Origin of the sequence: Blautia caccae, assembly GCF_040095955.1 — a bacterium.
Lineage (GTDB): Bacteria > Bacillota > Clostridia > Lachnospirales > Lachnospiraceae > Blautia > Blautia celeris.
Map to the genome: position 1 here is coordinate 108937 of NZ_JBBMFP010000010.1, position 18159 is coordinate 127095.

The 18159-nt window shown below is 47.1% G+C and carries 13 protein-coding genes; 1 reads left to right on the forward strand and 12 read right to left on the reverse strand.

The window, feature by feature from the left end; genetic code table 11:
• Positions 1–255: 255 nt before the first annotated feature.
• From WMO65_RS12810 to WMO65_RS12850, 9 genes are all read right to left on the reverse strand, one after another.
• Positions 256–2781, reverse strand: a complete 2526-nt coding sequence (locus tag WMO65_RS12810) for an FAD-dependent oxidoreductase (protein ID WP_148392838.1) — start codon at positions 2779–2781, stop codon at positions 256–258.
• 122 nt (positions 2782–2903) lie between these two features.
• A complete protein-coding gene (locus WMO65_RS12815) occupies positions 2904–3038 on the reverse strand; it encodes a hypothetical protein (RefSeq protein WP_255785803.1) in 135 nt (44 codons plus the stop codon).
• 288 nt (positions 3039–3326) lie between these two features.
• Positions 3327–4682, reverse strand: coding sequence for a C40 family peptidase (locus WMO65_RS12820; protein ID WP_118593794.1), 1356 nt, complete (start codon positions 4680–4682; stop codon positions 3327–3329).
• A gap of 330 nt (positions 4683–5012) precedes the next feature.
• The gene (locus tag WMO65_RS12825) at positions 5013–6434 is read right to left on the reverse strand and encodes a C40 family peptidase (protein WP_148392837.1); all 1422 of its coding nucleotides are present in this window, start codon (positions 6432–6434) and stop codon (positions 5013–5015) included.
• A gap of 184 nt (positions 6435–6618) precedes the next feature.
• Positions 6619–8181 (reverse strand): sodium:solute symporter family transporter, encoded by a 1563-nt coding sequence (locus tag WMO65_RS12830; RefSeq protein ID WP_148392836.1) that lies wholly within the window; start codon positions 8179–8181, stop codon positions 6619–6621.
• Positions 8182–8327: 146 nt separating this feature from the next.
• Positions 8328–8762 carry an amino acid-binding protein gene (locus WMO65_RS12835; protein WP_033141402.1) on the reverse strand — a complete coding sequence of 145 codons (435 nt, stop codon included), beginning with the start codon at positions 8760–8762 and terminating at the stop codon, positions 8328–8330.
• 86 nt (positions 8763–8848) lie between these two features.
• The gene (locus WMO65_RS12840; RefSeq protein ID WP_033141403.1) at positions 8849–9421 is read right to left on the reverse strand and encodes an indolepyruvate oxidoreductase subunit beta; all 573 of its coding nucleotides are present in this window, start codon (positions 9419–9421) and stop codon (positions 8849–8851) included.
• On the reverse strand, positions 9421–11160 hold the full coding sequence (gene iorA, locus WMO65_RS12845) for an indolepyruvate ferredoxin oxidoreductase subunit alpha (RefSeq protein ID WP_033141404.1): 1740 nt from the start codon (positions 11158–11160) through the stop codon (positions 9421–9423). The genes WMO65_RS12840 and iorA overlap by 1 nt, the downstream gene beginning before the upstream one ends.
• Positions 11161–11228: 68 nt before the next feature.
• A complete protein-coding gene (locus WMO65_RS12850) occupies positions 11229–12533 on the reverse strand; it encodes a phenylacetate--CoA ligase family protein (protein WP_033141405.1) in 1305 nt (434 codons plus the stop codon).
• A gap of 256 nt (positions 12534–12789) precedes the next feature.
• Here WMO65_RS12850 and WMO65_RS12855 point away from each other — a divergent pair, with 256 nt between their 5' ends.
• Positions 12790–13194, forward strand: coding sequence for a phosphate-starvation-inducible PsiE family protein (locus tag WMO65_RS12855; RefSeq protein WP_033141406.1), 405 nt, complete (start codon positions 12790–12792; stop codon positions 13192–13194).
• 47 nt (positions 13195–13241) lie between these two features.
• On the opposite strand, the gene WMO65_RS12860 is transcribed toward WMO65_RS12855, so the two are convergent.
• The 3 genes from WMO65_RS12860 to hisD form a co-directional block, all read right to left on the reverse strand.
• The gene (locus WMO65_RS12860; RefSeq protein ID WP_148392835.1) at positions 13242–14870 is read right to left on the reverse strand and encodes an ATP-binding protein; all 1629 of its coding nucleotides are present in this window, start codon (positions 14868–14870) and stop codon (positions 13242–13244) included.
• Positions 14871–15296: 426 nt separating this feature from the next.
• The gene (locus WMO65_RS12865) at positions 15297–16784 is read right to left on the reverse strand and encodes an APC family permease (protein ID WP_033141408.1); all 1488 of its coding nucleotides are present in this window, start codon (positions 16782–16784) and stop codon (positions 15297–15299) included.
• A 40-nt stretch (positions 16785–16824) separates the two neighbouring features.
• A complete protein-coding gene (gene hisD, locus WMO65_RS12870) occupies positions 16825–18099 on the reverse strand; it encodes a histidinol dehydrogenase (RefSeq protein ID WP_330641677.1) in 1275 nt (424 codons plus the stop codon).
• Between the last annotated feature and the right edge of the window lie 60 nt (positions 18100–18159).

The following is an 18159-nucleotide window of genomic DNA, read 5'->3' on the forward strand; positions in this document are numbered from 1 at the left end:
TAGCACTACTGCCCAAAAAAGATTCACCAATATTTACAGTCATCAAATATGAATTTTGGTCATTATTAGTTCTCCGGTGTTTTCCAGTATTAAAATTCCAATTCCTTTTCTCTCCCTGGTTATATGCTGCTAAACAACTGCCAGAAGATCCATGTCACCTTGGCCACTTCACATTTTGCTGTCCTATAGAGAGACCCCTTAAAAGCCGTAAAAAACCAGGCAGAGCTACACACCCTGCCTGGTTTCCCGCAAATACTATTTCATCACTTCCTGATACGTGGTATGTCTTTCCAGAGCCTCCGTCATCTCCGCCAGACGGCTTACATCTCCGATCAAAATCACACCGCACAGTCTGTTATTCAGGAAATAGAATTTCTGATACTGCTTTTTCCCCATATCCTTAAACTCAACTGTTTTATAGATCAGATTTGGATTCTTACCATTATCACCTGCCGCGAAAAGCGCAGTCCCCATTCCATGGAAGTTCAGCGCAGCGGATACCGTCTCATATTCCAGATTGTCCCCTGCTGCATTGGCACCTGCAGTCTTGCCCTGTTCCACAGCCTGGCTCCACAGACCATAATTGATGCCTTGATACTGAGCACAGTCACCACACGCATAAATATCTTCTGCGCTGGTTTCCATCCTGGCATTGACCACAACAGAGCGGTCCACTTCAAGACCTGCCTCTTTTGCCACTGCGGTATTGGCCCTCACGCCGCAGGAAACCACCACCATATCAGCCGGGAGCACCTCGCCATCCTCCATACGGATTCCGGAGACAAAATCTTCTCCCTCCAAAGCCGCGATCTTAACGCCGGTACGGATTTCGATATCCTGCGCTTCACTTATCTTCTTCAAAAGCTCGGCTGCCGGTTCATCCAACTGGCGTCCCATGATCACAGGGGCAAGCTCCAACACTGTCACACGGCATTTTGCTTTCTTCAGTTCCCAGGCAGCCTCCAGGCCAAGCACACCGCCGCCGATCACTGCCACATTTTTCACCTGGGGAAGCACATCCGCAATCTTCTTCGTATCATCCAGCCTGCGGATTGCAAATACGTTCTTCTTCTCCACGCCCTTCATAGGCGGCACAAAACACTCTGCTCCAAGAGCATAGATAAGCTTCGTATATTTCAGCTTCATGCCGTCATCCAGAACCACCTCTTTGCTGTCCGTATCAATCCGCTCCACCCGGCGTCCCAAAATCTGGAATACTCTGTTCTCCTCATACCAGGAAGTCTCGTGCACAGCGATCTGACCGGCATCTAAATCTGCCATAATAGATTTTGTCAGCATGGGCCTGTTATAGGTACTGTAAATTTCATTGGAAATCATGGTAATAGACCCTGTCTTATCCCTCTGCCTGATAGCCTCCGCAGCACTGATACCTGCGGCACCATTTCCAAGAATAAGATAAAAATTCTTTGTGTCCCTGCTAAACTGATTTTCCTCTTCCTCAACAGGTACAAAATGCTCTTTTCCCACTCCGCATACCGGGCATATATCAATGGAGGAATCAAAAATAGCACCGCACACCAGACACTTCACCAGTCTGCTTCTGCCTGACTTCCTCTCATTTTCCTTATTCTGAAGGGTACAGCCGAAATTATAGCCAAAGTCATAGGCATCGATCAAGTCCGCCTCACTGGGTTTAAACCGCACGCGAAAGCCGTCCATCGTCTTCATCCGAAGCTGTTTCAGCCGCTCCATCACATGAGGCACGCCCTCACCGCTCCAGCCATAACTTCCGAACGCACTTGCCAGCTTCTTCCCATGAGTCACGGGATACATGGAAATCAGCAGATCCCAGACAGGCTTCAATGCCTCTCCCAAAATAGTCGGTGTGCCGAACAGGATACCATCTGCAAATCCCAGTTCCTCCAGCACCTTCTCCTGCTCTGCTTCCACCAGATCATAACTGCGCACAGCAATATCCCCGCTGTCCTCCACGCCTTTCGCAATCCGCTCTGCCAGCATTTTCGTATAACCGTAAGCACTCACATAAGGGATAATCACGGTTTTCGTGCTGTTTGGATTCACAACTGTACACCATTCCTCGTAAATGTCATACATCTGTTCAATCTTATCATCCAGCACCGGCCCGTGCCCGGTACAGATCATGGACACATCCAACTCCCTGACCCTTGCCAGCGCTTTCAGCATATACGGTTTAAACGGACCCAAAATACAGTCAAAATAATACTTTGTCGCCCGCATATATCCTTCCCTGTCTGTCACCCTGCTTGCCAGCACATCCGAAAATCCATAATGGGACCCAAAAGAATCACAAGTCACCAAAATCTGTTCTTCCTCAATATAAGTATACATGGTATCCGGCCAATGCAGATTCGGCACCACAAGGAACCGCAGAGTCTTGTCCCCAATTTTCATGGTCTCATTATCCTTCACCGCAATCCCGGTAAAATCACCATTTACGATCTCTTTCAGGAACCCAAGCGCACAGCCCGTAGCCACGATCTTCAGCCCCGGATTCAGCTTCAGCAGATTCTCAATACTTCCCGCATGGTCCGGTTCCGTATGACTCACAACAAGATAATCAATCTCATCAACTGCCGTTACCTCCTGCACCTTCTCCAAATACTCATCCCAGAATTTCACCTTAGCAGTCTCAAACAAAACCGTCTTATCCCCGGATTTCAGCACATAAGAGTTATATGTAGTGCCAAACTCTGTATACATTATAATATCAAACACCCGCAAATTTGAATCCACAATCCCAGTCCAATAAAAATTCTTTCTAAGCTCCAATGTTTTCAACTCTTATACCTTCTTTCTCTCTTTATTATCAGTTTTACCCCACAACCCCATTATATTCCAAAACCCTCAAAAAAGATATTCCCATTTTCCATTCCCCTCCCATACTCAAAATATACACCATTTTACTCCACATTAAAACCCCCTATTTTATATCTTTTATTATATCCTTTCTCTTTTATCCTTTCTTTTTTCTTTTCTTTTTTCTTTTCTTTTTCCTTTTCTCCTCCTCCCGCCCTATCATCCCCAGGGGAATCCAAAGCATCCGGGGCCGGCCGGTGTCTGTGTGGGGTGAGCGATGTTTAGTGGAGCGCCGGGGAGATCCACCTGCCCCAGACACTTAATGAGGAGGCCATTGCCGACGAATTTAGTGACTGGGAGCAGGTTAGCTTCCCGGCAAGCGCAACGCTTCGCTCACCCCACACAGACACCGGCCGGCCCCGGATGCTTTGGATTTCCCGCCCCCATGAAAGCCACCTCCCCACATAAACACCAAAAAAGGACCCATGCTCCCAAAAGCATGAGTCCCAAATATGTACTAAATAAAATCAATCTACAATACGTCTAACCGCAATATAAGGCCTATACAACGCATTACTGGAATATTTAATTCCACCCTGCGGATACGGTGCAGAGTTAGATGCATGTACAATACCGCCGTCACCTGTCAGAATGGCAACATGTCCGGAATAAACGATGATATCACCTGCACGTGACTGGGAATAAGAAATTCCGCGTCCGTCTCCCGCCTGTGAATCACTTGTTCTGGAAATGCTGTATCCAAAGTGAGCGAATACCTGCTGTGTAAATCCTGAACAGTCAATACCATTTGTCAGACTGTTGCCGCCATACACATACGGATTACCGATAAACTGGCTTGCGTAAGCAACAACCGCTTCTCCGGTAGCGCTGTATCCACCGCCGCCCTGTTCCTCTTCTTCCGGCTCATAGGAAGGAGTTTCCGGTTCCGGCACGTTCTCATTATTACCGCCTCCATTATTACTTGGAGTCTCCGGCACGTCCTCATTTTCCACATCGTCATTGTTATTATTATTGTTGTTATTATTGTTATTATTCTGAGGTTTCTGTGTGTTCTGCTGCTCCTGTCTCTGTGCAGCCGCCTCAGCTTCTTTTGCAGCTTTCTCTCTTGCCTTTTTCGCTTCTGCAGCCTGTCTTGCTTCTTCTTCCTGAATCTTCTGCAGCTCTGCATTCTGCTGTTCAATCAGACTTCTGTACTCATCTGCCTGTGCCTGAACATTTGCAATCTGTGTCTCATAATCAGAAGCAACTGCTTTTTTCTCTTCCAGTGCTGTCTCTAAATTAGCCTGCTGGTCTTCCTGAGCCTGTTTCATCTCTTCTAACTCAGCTTTTTCCTGCTCCAGCTGATTGCCCAAATCAGTTACCTGCTGAACAGTGTCTCTCAGCTTCTCCAGCTCGTCCCTGTCAAACTGATACATCTTCTCCGTGTATTCAGCTTTGCTGAGCAGGTCTGTAATGCTGTTGACTTCCAGAAGCATCTGCGCCCATGCGTCACTTCCGCCGTTCTCATACAGATACTGGATTCTTTTCTTCATTGCAGCATACTGCTCATCGCGGTCAGCCTCTGCTTCTGCTAAATCCTCTTTTGTTTCTACAATGGCGTTCTCTTTGTCAGAGATTTCACCCTTCAGTATGTCAATCTGTGCGATAACCTGAACCAGATTCTGATCCAGAGAATCAATCTCTCCAAGTAAATTGTTCTTTTTCTCTTCAAGCTCCGCTTCCTTGCTCTCTGTTGCGGACAGTTTGCTCTGTGTGTTTGCTTTTTCAGCCTGCACTTCGTCTTTTCTTGCAGCTGCCACCGGCATTACCTGTGCTGCGGTCAGTGCAAAAATAAGGCTGAGACAAAGGAATCTCTTTTTCATACTGCTATGTACCTCACTGTTGGTATTTAATATTTGCTATTCTCTAAGTAATATTTCCGAAATAATTTTCACTTCCCGCTTATGATATCACAGATTTATTACACTTGCAAGAGGAAATCCCCTAATTCTTTAAGTTTTTGTTACAAAAATAAATTTTATAGTAATATTTTATAAATTCCTTCCATATATTCCCTGCCCCATAGGGCAGATGGGCTGACATCGCGGTATCACAGCAGATGCGTTCCTTCTATAATATATAAAAGCCGTGCTTCCACCTCTCGGTGAGGAAGCACGGCTCTGCTATGCATGATATAATACCTGGCTATGTAATTACTCTACAATTCTTCTGATTGCAATATATGGTCTGTACAGCGCATTGCTGGAGTATTTAATCCCGCCCTGCGGATACGGTGCAGAATTGGATGCATGTACGATTCCGCCGTCACCTGTCAGGATTGCTACGTGTCCGGAATATACAATGATGTCACCTGCACGGGATTCGGAATAGGAAATTCCGCGGCCTGCGCCAGCCTGGTCATCACTTACACGCGGCAGGCTGTAACCAAAGTGTGAAAATACAGACTGTACAAACCCGGAACAGTCAGCACCGTTTGTCAGGCTTGTTCCGCCCCAAACATAAGGATTGCCGATAAACTGGCTTGCATAATCCACAACTGCCTGTCCTGAAGCGCTGTAACCACTGTCACTGCCCTGCTCCTCTTCGGGTTCCTCATTATCCGGTGTCTCAGGTTCGTCGTAATTCGGAGTATTTGTTTCCTCTGCCGGAGGTGTCACATCATTATTATTGTCTTCCGGCTCTTCTCCGTCATTGTTGTCATTGGTTGCATCGTTTCCGTTATCTGTATTATCATTGGTATTGCTGTCATTTGAACTTACGTCTGTGCTGTTCTGGCCGGTGCCCTCTTCCTCAGCATCATCCTTTGCTTTCTGCTCTGCTTCCTGAGCTGCCTTCTCCTGTGCTTTTCTGGCTTCTTCAGCTTTCTTCGCTTCCTCTGCCTGACGTGCTTTCTCTTCCTGGATCTTCTGAAGCTCTGCATTCTGCTGTTCGATCAGGCTTCTGTATTCATCTGCCTGTGCACGCACATTTGCAATCTGTGTCTCATAATCAGAAGCTGTTGCTTTCTTTTCATCAAGAGCACTCTGCAGACTTGCCTGCTGCTGTTCCTGAGCCTGTTTCATCTCTTCCAGTTCTGCTTTTTCCTGGGCGAGCTGATTGCCAAGATCTGTGACTTCCTGAACTGTTTCCTTCATCTTCTTCAGCTCATCTCTGTCATACTGATACATTTTCTCTGTATACTCTGCCTTGCTGAGAAGTCCTGTGATACTGTCAGACTCTAAAAGCATCTGTGCCCATGCATTGGAGCCCCCGTTCTCATACAGGTACTGGATTCTCTTCTTCATATCCTCGTACTGTTTGTCACGGTTTGCTTCCGCTACAGCCAAATCTTCTTTTGTCTGGCCGATGGCACTTTCTTTATCTGTAATCTCACCATTCAGAATATCAATCTGTGCCATAACCTGTACAAGGTTCTGGTCAATGGAGTCGATTTCGTTCAATAACGCGTTTTTCTGGTCTTCCAACTCAGATTCTTTGCTCTCTGCTGCTGATAATTTACTCTGTGTCTCTGCCTTCTCAGCCTGCACGTCATCTTCCCTTGCGGCTGCTACCGGCACAACCTGGGTCATGGCCATTGTAAAAATAAGACTGAGAATAAGAAATCTTTTTTTCATTATTATGTACCTCACTATTCATGTCTGAATCTGTAACTACCTGTAACATTTTTGAAATATTTCTTATCTGTCACCCATAATACCACATAATTATTACAGATGCAAGGGGTAAATTTCCAATTCATTAAATATTTGTTACAAAATGGCACTTTTTCGTAATAATTAGCGGATACATTTTTAACAACTATGCCTCTACTGCAAGGGAACCGCCGTCCTCTTTTTCCTCAGGCAATACCTTTTTCGGCGTGGAGACCACTTCCTGATTGTAACAGAAGAAAATATCCTCCACCTTCTCTTTCTCCATTTTAGGAGTGACAAGGCTTACCACCGGCACTACAACAAATCCGACTACCATAGCAAAGGCCCCTGCATTAATGGGGGATGCAATATAATGTAGGAACAAATTGGATACCGTAATGCCGATTCCTGCTATAAAGCAGACCCATACAGACAGCTTTGTCGTTCTCTTCCAGTAGAGACCGAATAAAAACGGCGCCAAAAATGCTCCTGCCAGCGCTCCCCATGAAATTCCCATGAGCTGAGCGATAAATGTAGGCGGATCAAGGGCAAGTACAACGGAGATTACAATAAACACAACGATCAGTCCACGCATCACACGAAGCTGATTTTTCTCGCTCATATCCTTTGCCACAGTCCCTTTCAGGAAATCCAGCGTCAGTGTAGAGCTGGATGTCAGAACCAGGGAAGAAAGCGTTGACATGGACGCGGAGAGCACCAGTACGATCACAACGCCGATCAAAATATCCGGCAGTGTGGACAGCATATAAGGAACAATACCGTCATAGATCACAGTGCCGTCTGCTTTATATAAGGAGGGGGTATCAAAAAGCCGTCCAAATCCTCCCAGGAAATAACATCCTCCGGAGATCACAATGGCAAATACAGTGGAAACTACCGTTCCGGTCTGAATCGCCTTCTCGTCCTTAATGGCATAGAATTTCTGAACCATCTGCGGAAGCCCCCAAGTGCCAAGGGAGGTCAGGATAACAACTCCCAGAAGATTAATGGGGTCAGGTCCGAAAAATGAGGTAAAGGCACCTGACTGTCCTGCTGTTGCCGGAACATCGCTGGGAATTGACGCAAGCTGTCTCACTGCCTCTGTGAATCCACCCTGGCCGCTTAAGACAGCACCGATCACAGCAGCAATACCGAACAGCATGATAATCCCCTGGATAAAGTCATTGATAGCGGTCGCCATATAACCGCCCAGAATCACATACGCTCCGGTCAGGGCAGCCATAACTACCACGCATGCTGCGTACGGTACATCAAAGGCCAGCTCAAATAATCTGGACAGCCCGTTATAAATGGATGCGGTATAAGGTACCAGGAAAATAAATACAATGGCTGATGCCGCAATCCTGAGTGCATTACTGTCAAAACGTTTGCCGAAGAAATCCGGCATGGTGGCCGCATGCAGATGCTTTGTCATGACACGTGTCCTTCGTCCGAGGACTACCCATGCCAAAAGACTTCCGATTATGGCATTGCCTATCCCGATCCACGTACCTGCCAGTCCGTACTTCCATCCAAACTGTCCTGCATAACCTACAAACACAACTGCGGAAAAATAGGATGTTCCATATGCAAATGCCGTAAGCCAGGGGCCTACGCTCCTTCCTCCCAGTACAAATCCCGCCACATTTGTAGCATGTTTTCGGGAATACAGCCCAATACCCACCATAGAGCCGAAAAACAGCAGCAAAAACAGTATCTTAATCTCCATCTTTTTTATTCTCCTTTTTTATTATGATTTCACTTACACTTTAAACCGCAACGGTTTAAACCACTAAAGCAATAATTGCAAAGAAAAAGAGGCGCCGCTTTCCGCTGTGAAAAGCGGACGCTTCTTAATTCTTCTGTATCCAGTTCTTATTTTTTCAGTTCATTCAGTTCTTCTTCCGAGAACATTTTCATGCCCGCATCTTTTAATGTCTGGTAGGTACGTGCCTGGTCTGAGGTTTTCACAACCATAGCACCGCCCTCTTTGCCGGTAACCAGCGCATACATATATTCCAGATTCAACCCTTTTGTACTTAAGGTATCCAGAATCTGGCTCAGCGCGCCTACCTCCTGCTGCAGTTCTACTACAAGCACAGGTGTCAGCACTGCCGTATACCCTTTTTCCAGCAGTACCTGTTTGGCTCTGGCAGAATCAGACACAATCATCCTTGCAATACCATAGTCCGTGGTGTCAGAAAGTCCCAGGGAGATAATATTAATATTTTTCTCCTTGAGCGCATCCGCGATCCCCTTCAGCTTTCCCGGACGATTCTCCAGAAATATGGATAATTGTTCTATAAACATTTATGCTACCTATCCTTTCTCTGCCCTCTGCATTTAAGAAGACAGGGAATTTTAGCTGCTTTTAGTCTTTAGACCCCATACAGCAATTATTTCAACTCATAACCGGTCAGAAATGCCTTTTTGTTCATCTCCACTGTCTTAGGCGGAACGGTCTTTTCAATCACATTGAGCCATTCTTCCTTTGAATAGTCCATGTGCTGTGCAGCCACACCCAGTACAATGACATTGAACACCTTGGGATTCCCCAGTTCCTTTGCCACCTTCATGGCATCCACAGCGTAGACTTTGTGGGTCTCGCGAAGGGTATCCAGGATTCCTTCCGGATACTCCGCAACGCCTGTCACAACTGTGATCGGGTCAATTCTCTGGTCGTTAACAATGATAACACCGTCTTTTTTCAGGAACTGACGGTAACGCAGTGCCTCCAGCCTTTCAAACGCGATCAGAACATCCGCCTGACCTTCCTCCACGATTGGCTCCTGTACTTTTTCTCCATAGCGGACAAAGGTAACTACACTTCCGCCCCTCTGCGCCATTCCATGTACCTCGGAAAGCTTTACATCATAACCGCCTTCCACGGCAAGTCCTCCTAAAATACGGCTGGTGAGAAGTGTTCCCTGACCGCCGACTCCCACTATCATAATATTTCTCGTTGCCATTACACTTCTACCTCCTCTATTGCATCAGCAGGACAGAGCTGTTTACAGAGTCCGCAGCCGTTGCACATGGTATCATCAATGGAAATCGTTCCATCTTCATTCTTGGTAAGAGCCGGACATCCCGGTCTTAAACAAAGCCCGCATTTTTTACATTTCTCTGAAACCGGTCTGCATTTTGTCTTAAATACATTGGTCTTTAACAATGCGCATGGTGCCTGGGCAATGATCACGGATACAGCATCTCTTGCCACTTCCTCCCTGATCGTCTTTTCCAGTTCCTTAATATCAAAGGCATTCACCACATTGACATGCTCAATACCGATGGCTTTGCAGAGTTTGTAGATATCAATGGCCGGAACCACCTGGCCTTTCAGGGTTTTGCCGGTTGCGGCATGGTCCTGGTGGCCCGTCATACCTGTGGTGGAGTTATCAAGAATAATAACCGTTCCGGTAGCCTGGTTGTAAACCATGTTCATCAGGGAGTTCACACCTGTATGCATGAAAGTGGAATCTCCGATGACAGCCACCCAGTCCTTGACATATTCTTTACCTCTGGCCTTCTCCATACCGTGCAGGGAACTGATGGATGCTCCCATACAGATCGTGGTGTCCACAACACTCAGCGGAGCAACTGCGCCCAGAGTGTAACATCCGATATCACCGGCTGCATGAATCTTCATTTTCTTCAGAACAGAGTAAACGCTTCTGTGCGGACATCCCGGACAGAGGATCGGCGGACGTGCCGGTACCGGTGCCGGTGCTGCAGCCTCAATCTCCTCGCCCAGCACTCTGCGGCGGATCATGTTGGCACTGTATTCACCCTGCAGAGTAAATACATCTTTTCCTGAACATGGGATTCCCCAGGATTTGATCTGCTCCTCAAATACAGGCTCCAGTTCCTCAAATATGTAAAGCTTATCAACTTTAGAGGCAAATTCTTCAATGAGCTTTCTCGGCAGCGGATGTACCATGCCTAATTTCAGTACGCTGGCGTTGGGCATTGCTTCCTTTACATAATTATACGGAATACCGCTGGTAATGAAACCAATGGACGTGTCATTATACTCTGCTTTATTGATTTCCAGGCTGTTGGCATCTTCGGCCAGCTTCTTCATTCTCTCTTCCACAACCGGATGGCGTCTGATGGCATTGCCCGGCATCATGACATACTTCTGGAACTTGCGCTCATAAGGAGTGTCTTCTCTCTCCACTCTGTCCTCCAGCTCCACGATACCCTGGGAATGTGCCAGACGTGTTGTTGTCCTTACAAATACCGGCGTATCATATTTTTCACTGATGTCATAAGCCAGCTTTACAAAATCTTTTGCATCCTGGGAATCTGACGGCTCCAGTACCGGAACCTGCGCTGCCCTTGCAACCGCTCTGGTATCCTGCTCATTCTGGGAACTGTACATTCCGGGATCATCTGCCACAACCAGGACCAGACCGCCGGTCACACCTGTGTATGCCGCTGTATAGAGCGGATCTGCTGCCACATTCAGACCTACATGCTTCATGGATGCCAGAGCACGCACACCGCTGATGGACGCACCGATTGCCACCTCTGTTGCCACTTTTTCATTGGGGGCCCACTCTGCATAAATTTCCTTATATTTTACAATGTTCTCACTGATCTCTGTGCTTGGTGTTCCCGGATATGCTGCAGAAACCTTTACCCCTGCCTCCCAGGCACCTCTTGCAATGGCTTCGTTGCCAAGCATGATTTTCTTTTCGCCCACGTCTCCTACCTTCTTTCTGTAATTATGGTAACGATGCAGTCAATGGAATCGTTACTGATATTGTAAAACTAATTCTTTCTTAAATCAATCACACGTTTCGCTTTTCCCTCAAAACGTTGTATAGAATTCGGTGATACCAGAGAAACCTTTATATCCAGTCCCAGAACCACACGAATCTTGGACTTGATCTTCTTCTCCAGCTCCTGGAGCGCTGCATAGGAGTCCATCATATAATCAGAAAGGACTTCCACACGGATTTCCAGGGTGTCGCTGTGGTTCTTTCTGTCCACCACGATCTCATAGTGCGGTCCGCACTCCTCAATCCCCAGGAGCACTTCCTCGATTTGACTCGGGAATACGTTGACCCCGCGGATTTTCAGCATATCATCTGTTCTTCCAAGCAGATTCTCCATCCGCACAGTGGTTCTGCCGCATTTACAGGGCTCGTACATCAGCCTTGTGATATCCTTGGTGCGGTAACGGATCAGCGGCAGCGCTTCCTTGGATATACAGGTGATGACCAGCTCCCCCTTCTCTCCCGGAGGGAGAACCTCACCGGTTCTCGGATCAATGATTTCAGGTATAAAATGGTCCTCATTGATATGCATGCCGTTTAACTCCAGGCATTCTCCGGAGACTCCGGGTCCCATCAATTCGCTCATACCGTAATTCTGTGTAATATTCATATGATCGCCCCAGGCTTTGTACATCTCCTGGCGCATGGCTTCTGTCATCAGCTCACTTCCCACCAGCGCTGTCCTCATGCTCAGATCACACTGAGGGTGTATGCCCATCTGCTCCGCAACCTCTGCAATGCGCAGCGCATAGGAAGGTGTTGCGATCAGCAGGGTTGTACCGAAATCCTTCATAAACATAAGCTGCTTCTCTGTATTTCCTGTTGAGGAGGGAACAATAGCAGCCCCAAGCCTCTCCAGTCCGTAGTGAAGTCCAAGCGCTCCGGTAAACATACCGTATCCGAAACAAATCTGCGCAATCTCGTCAGGCTGCGCTCCGCCCATACACGCAATACGACAAACGCACTCTGACCAGACATCCAGATCCTTTCTGGTATACCCAACCACAGTGGGCTTTCCTGTTGTTCCGCTTGATGCGTGAATACGAATCAAATCCTTCTTTGGCACTGCGAACAGCCCAAACGGATAATTATCCCTCATGTCCTGCTTTGTTGTAAACGGCAGGTTATGTAAGTCTTCAAGACCTCTGATATCTTCCGGCTTCAGGCCCGCCTCATCCATTTTCTTCCGGTAAGGCTCGACTGTATGATAGACCCGCTCCACCGTCTCTCTGAGGCGTGCAGTCTGAATTTCCTTGATCTCCTCCCGGGATAATGTCTCTTCTTTTGCCCAAATCATAACTTTCTTCCCTTCATTTCCCAGCCCTTATCCGTTTCAGGGAAACATATGCCCTTTCCCGCGGGGACTGTCTGTGCTTCCTATATTAACATATTTATCACGTCAAAGCAATGAAGTACAGGGATTTTCTTGGGATAATTTCGTTATTTTTTGCAGATTTTTCTTGCTCACCCTGTATTTTATGTTAGAATGGAAAAGACGAGAATGTGTTAATCACAATTTTTAGAACAATAGTACAAATGAAACGGAGATAAGTATGAAAAACAAACTGAACGAACTGATTTACACAATTTCCCGCTACACTGAAATTGCCCTGTCAGCAATCATGCTGGTGGTGATCATAGTTCTGATCATACCCATGATCTACAATTTCATAAGCATTCCCCTGCTCAGCATAAAAGCCAGCCAGTTTACTGAATTTCTCGGCAATATCCTGACTCTGATCATCGGGGTGGAATTTGTAAAGATGCTGGCAAAACATACGGCGGAAAACCTGCTGGAGGTGCTCATGTTTGCCATTGCCAGACAGATGATCGTGGAACATCTCAACATGATCGATACTTTGATAGGAATCATATCCATAGCTATCATCTTCTTCATCCGCAAATATCTGCTGCTCAAAACTACTGACAACAAAGCCAAAGTATACGATAAATTGTAAAAGGACAGCCGCACTGCATTTATGCTTTGCGGCTGATCTTACCTCTTTCACTCCACCCGGATAAGCACCTGCCAGTATCCTTTGTGTGTGCTTCCCACGCGGCGCAGACCGCCCTTGTCCTTCCATTTCTTCATATAATATTTTACTCGGTCTGTATTCCAGCACAGCTCTGCTGCCAGTTCCCTCTGGGATATATATGGATATTTTCTAACTGCCTGCAGAAGCTGTCTGTCATAAGCTGACATGCGCACCTCGGGTGTTTGGGTAGTATCCGGTATTGATTGGATTGTATCTTCGGCTGTTTTGGCAGCATTCGGAATTAATTGGGTAGTGTTCCGTATTGGTTGGGTAGTGTTTCCCATCATTTGGGTAGTATTTCCGGCCATTTGGGTAGTGTTCCCGGCCGTTTGGGTAGTGTTTTCAACCGTCAGCCCTGCCTGCTCCATTTGTTTTCCGGCTCTGTATTCTGCCGGTTCTTCCATAACCAAAAACGAATTCCGTGCGGACTCCCGGTATAGATTTACGCGAAAATCCACACCTTCTTCCGAAAATTCAGGCTCTTCCACACCAAACTCCCTGCACATCTTCAACATTTTAGGTACACCACTGCCCCATTGTTCCATTATTTTCATATAGGTAAAAGCATTGGCAATCGCCCTGTTTCTGGGCTTGGAATATCCCTCCCTCATCTGCGCAAGTGTCAGTCCGCCAAACAGCATACCCGGAGATGTGACCTCCAGCCGGTCATCATACAACGCAACCTGTACGCATCCCGGGTTCAGATAACTTCTGTGCGTCACCGCATTGGCAATAATCTCACGAATGCAGAGAATCGGCAGTTCATAGTCATCCACTCTGTACAAACCTTTATATTTCGCCCCATACCGGATATTGCGCAGCACAAAATTGTAGGCTTCGTCTATTTGTTTGTAAATCGGCCCTGTATACTCACGTCTCTCCAGAAACTCACCTCTCGTTGTTCCTCTAAATACGGCACACTGTATTTTAGCCTGCAGAAAATTGTTGTCTGTCAACAGTACAAACGCATTTGTCGGCAGTATTTTTCCCTCTTTCTCTGTCAGTATACCCCAGGACAACAGATTGCTTCTTGTCACGTTCTTCACTGCTGCCCTTTCATTTTCCGTGCTGCACATTTTCAGCGCATACTGCCTCATGGAACTGCACAGTTCCCTGATTTGTCCCTCCTCTGCCAGCCTCGGCGCCGCATATGTCTGATCAAAACACCTGTTCATTCCTTCAAACTCCAGCTCCCTCAGCAAATAACTGTCCGCCGGCCGTGAAGTTCCTGAAATCCGTACATATGTGCCGTTCTCTTTTCCTAATGCAGTGATATAATAGGGACGCTGCCCTCCAGGATAAATCTCTACAACGATCAGTGTCTTGTCTTCTACGGTCTGCAGGGTAATATCGGGAATGATCATGGGCGTACAGCTGTCACAGATTGCATTGATGAGACTGTCCATGGTCTCAAATACCATTTCCTGCGGCACTCCTATAATCCTGTGCGTCCCATCCTCCACACCGAAAACCAGCCTGCCCCCTGCTGTGTTCGCAAAAGCAACAACTGTTTTCATATATCGCTCACTTCTGGCCGGCACTTCCTGCTTAAATTCCAGATTTTTTGATTCACCGGTGTATATTTCATCAATTGTCATATATTCCACCCTTCCACTTATATTATAAACCGTATCGTAACTGTTCAGTACCCTCACAGTTACAAGCAAAAATCCATGCAAAATCGCCTTTGGTGATGAAGTTTTTGCCCGGCTGCTAAACGTTTTCTTACGGTCAGCGCAGTAAATGCGCAGACCTACTGAATAATTACACCGTATCAGCAGTTATCCAATCAAAAATGTGCATTTACTGCTTTTATCCGGCAGCCATCCTGCGATAAACATAGTTTATCACACTTTGCAAATTTCCTCAATGTATATCGAACATATATTCTGTTTTCGTGATATACAACAAATTCTGCCGGTTCAAAACCCGCCAAATTTGTCTCTATTTTCCATATATGCAAAACAACCGGCACGGATTATATATTAATCCGAACCGGCTGCCCTTCAGACATCCTGCTGTCCTTATACAGCAACAAACGGTATCACATATGCCACAATCGCTATGACAACAGCACATGCAACAACGGTTCTCCAAATCTTAAATTCCTTGTCCATCTTCTGTCTCTCCTGTGGTGTCGGAATATCTTCTTCCATAATGATACGGTCCATCTCTTTTGTCTCATCACTCTGATAGCGTTTCCGACAGACAGCATATATGATCAGTCCGAGAATGCACCAGATCACACCTGTCACCAGTGCTTCCCGGTCAAGCTGGGTCATCATGATAAGATAAATGATAACACTGAGCGGCGCCCCGATCATAATTCCCGGCGCCTTAAAGGGGCGTTTTAAATCGGGATGCTTTCTGCGAAGCCCAAAAGATGCCGCAATGCCGATCACATAATAAAACAAATCTGCAAACAGACTCACGGATGCTATGTAGATCATAGAGTTGGACGCGATCAGAAAAGCAGAAAGCAGGCCAAGCACAATGATTGAGATATAAGGTGTCTTGTATTTCGGGTGTACTTTTGCAAATATTTTCGGCATGGCGCCGTCACGTGCCATGGTGAAAAGATATCTGGGCGGTACGGCGATACTGGCATTCAAAGTTGAAAAATCTCCGCCGAACGCAATTCCGGCTGCCAGAAGGATCAGCGGAAAGCCAAGGATACCTGCTGTTTTCATAGCTTCGGCAAAAGGCGCGCTTGCTGTGGACAGCGTGGCGATCTGTTCTGTCGGAACGATACCAACCAAGAACCACTGAAACGCTGCATTTACCGCAAAAACAATAAACGGCGCAAGAAACAGTGCACGGGGAATATTGATCTGCGGATATTTGATTTCCTCCCCCATAGCGCAGCAGGTCTCAAATCCCGCAAAGCACCACCAAATCATACTGACAGATGCGATAAAACCAAGCGGAGTGGACTGGGCAATAAAATCAGGGAGTTTAACGAAATTAGGCATATTTACGTTCGGCAGCATGGTCAAAAACCAGATGATCGCTACGCCCCAGAAAAAGAACATGAATCCATTCTGAAGCTTTCCGGTCATTTCCACACCGCGGACGTTGGTGATAATGAACGCGATTACCACCACTGTGGCAACCACACGGTCGCTCACAGGCAGCTCAATGCCCAGTGCAGAGAAAAATGTTTTGAAATAAAAACTAAACGCCAGTGCCTCCCCGCTGGTAACCGCTACCAGGGAAATTATAAAATTCCACCCGGCAAGCATACCCATGGGTTTTCCTATACCCAGGGATGCATACTGATATGTGCCGCCAGCGTAGGGGAGCGCAGCTCCCATCTCCGCATACAGCAGCGCCGGATAAATACTGATAAGCATAGCAACAAATGTAGCCAGGATAACGGCCGGACCAAGGCCGCCCACCACATTGGCTCCTGTAGTGAACAGACCAACGCCTACCACGGTGCCAACGGTGATGGTTACAGCTTCCTTCATTCCGAAGGTTCTTTTCAATGTATTTGTATTCTGATTACTCACTGTGAAGTCTCCCTCTCTCTGTTATGTCTTATTCCTGCCTTTATTTTGGGCTTGTGAAGCGGATATCAGCCGCCTGCCTGTGCCCTTTCAAGCCCTCGCCGTCAGCCAGTCTGGAGACAAGAGGCGCAATATTTCTCATGGCTTCCGGGGTCATACTCTGCTGGGTACATGTTTTCAGGAAGGTTCCCACCCACACACCACCGGTATAACGGGCCGCTTTCAGTGTTGGCAGCGTGTGATTGGTACCGGAAGCATAATCCCCAAACACCTCCGCTGTATTCTCTCCTATAAAAAGAGAACCATAGTTGCAGAGTCCCGGAATCAACGCATCAGGATTCTGCACATTCAGCTCCAAATGCTCCGGAGCGTATTCATTTACAAGGTTTACAGCCTCATCAAGATCAGATACCACAACTACCTCACCGTATGTCTCCCAGGATTTTCTGGCGATATCAGCAGTTTCAAGCTGTTCCAGTTCTCTTTCCACTGCCTCCATCACGGCTTTTCCGAATGCCTCATCTGTGGTGACCACCATGCCCTTTGCATTGACATCGTGTTCAGACTGTGCCAGCAGGTCAGCAGCCACGATCTCAGGCGTTCCGCTGCCGTCCGCGATCACCAGAACTTCACTGGGACCTGCTACAAAGTCAATTCCCACCTGACCATAACACTGTCTCTTGGCCTCTGTCACGAAACGGTTGCCCGGCCCAACGATCATATCCACCGGGGCAATCTCTTCCGTTCCATAGGAAAAAGCTGCGATCGCCTGGGCCCCGCCCACTGCATAGATCTCATCCACACCTGCAATATCCATGGCAGCCAGGGTCTTAGGATTAATCTTTCCGGTTCCCTTCATGACCGGCGAACATGCAGTCACACGCTCCACGCCGGCAGTCTTGGCCGGAATGATCAGCATAAGCGCTGTGGAATAAAGGGGATAATTTCCTCCCGGCACATAACAACAGCAGGATTTTACGGGAATGATCCTGTGTCCCAGAAAGATTCCCGGCATAGGGCTGAAGTTTTCAAGAGGTTTCACCGTCTCCCTCTGGGCTTTGGCAAATGCCTGTATATTGGATGCCGCTGCTTTTAAGTCAGCTACCTCCTGGGGAGAAAGCTGCATATAAGCTTCCCGGACCTCCTCTTTTGATACGCGCATGGAAACCCGCTCACACTGGTCAAACTTTCTGCTGTACTCCTTAAGCGCCTCATCCCCGTTTCCCCGTACATTGTCAATAATCTCCTGTACCATACGGGACAGCTCTTTTCTGTCCTCCTCGGTCCTCTCCTGAGCTTTTTTTAATATTTTCATCATCCATACCTCACTTTTTATATGAATTCTACCCGTTTTTCTTTATCGTGCTACCATAATAAA

Bases quoted from the DNA above. Each gene is read 5' to 3' on its own strand.
- WMO65_RS12840 (WP_033141403.1), bottom strand. From the start codon at position 9,421: ATGGCAACGAGAAATATTATGATAGTGGGAGTCGGCGGTCAGGGAACA.
- hisD (WP_330641677.1), bottom strand. From the start codon at position 18,099: ATGATGAAAATATTAAAAAAAGCTCAGGAGAGGACCGAGGAGGACAGA.
- WMO65_RS12835 (WP_033141402.1), bottom strand. From the start codon at position 8,762: ATGTTTATAGAACAATTATCCATATTTCTGGAGAATCGTCCGGGAAAG.
- WMO65_RS12825 (WP_148392837.1), bottom strand. From the start codon at position 6,434: ATGAAAAAAAGATTTCTTATTCTCAGTCTTATTTTTACAATGGCCATG.
- WMO65_RS12830 (WP_148392836.1), bottom strand. From the start codon at position 8,181: ATGGAGATTAAGATACTGTTTTTGCTGCTGTTTTTCGGCTCTATGGTG.
- WMO65_RS12855 (WP_033141406.1), top strand. From the start codon at position 12,790: ATGAAAAACAAACTGAACGAACTGATTTACACAATTTCCCGCTACACT.
- WMO65_RS12820 (WP_118593794.1), bottom strand. From the start codon at position 4,682: ATGAAAAAGAGATTCCTTTGTCTCAGCCTTATTTTTGCACTGACCGCA.
- WMO65_RS12860 (WP_148392835.1), bottom strand. From the start codon at position 14,870: ATGACAATTGATGAAATATACACCGGTGAATCAAAAAATCTGGAATTT.
- WMO65_RS12850 (WP_033141405.1), bottom strand. From the start codon at position 12,533: ATGATTTGGGCAAAAGAAGAGACATTATCCCGGGAGGAGATCAAGGAA.